The 334-nt window shown below is 50.3% G+C and carries 1 pseudogene; it reads right to left on the minus strand.

Annotated elements, in window-relative coordinates:
* Nucleotides 1-334 (minus strand): annotated as a pseudogene (locus KNP98_RS15965) (IS200/IS605 family element RNA-guided endonuclease TnpB); the annotation flags it as partial.

The following is a 334-nucleotide window of genomic DNA, read 5'->3' on the forward strand; positions in this document are numbered from 1 at the left end:
CTGCTCGACGAGCAGGGAGACGAAGTATTTTCCTGAAGCGTTACGCCGGATGGTCGCGTTCAAGATGCGTCCGACGACCTGCCTCGAATTAGAGAAACGGACCCATTTCAACTTCGGGAGTTTTAACTTGTTGCCGATTATAGAGACTTCGGGAAGTTGAGATTTCCCTTGAATGTTCGTCTTGTACGATTGAACGGGATTGCGCTTCGACTTGAAGCGAGGACGTTCGTTCTGTTTCTTGAAGAAGCGGTCAAAGGCATCAGCAAGATGTTTGACGCTCGTCTGCACAGACGTGCTATCGACTTCCTTCAGCCAGTCGAACGCCTGCTTCAAC

Origin of the sequence: Exiguobacterium sp. s127 (assembly GCF_018618695.1) — a bacterium.
Lineage (GTDB): Bacteria > Bacillota > Bacilli > Exiguobacteriales > Exiguobacteriaceae > Exiguobacterium_A > Exiguobacterium_A oxidotolerans.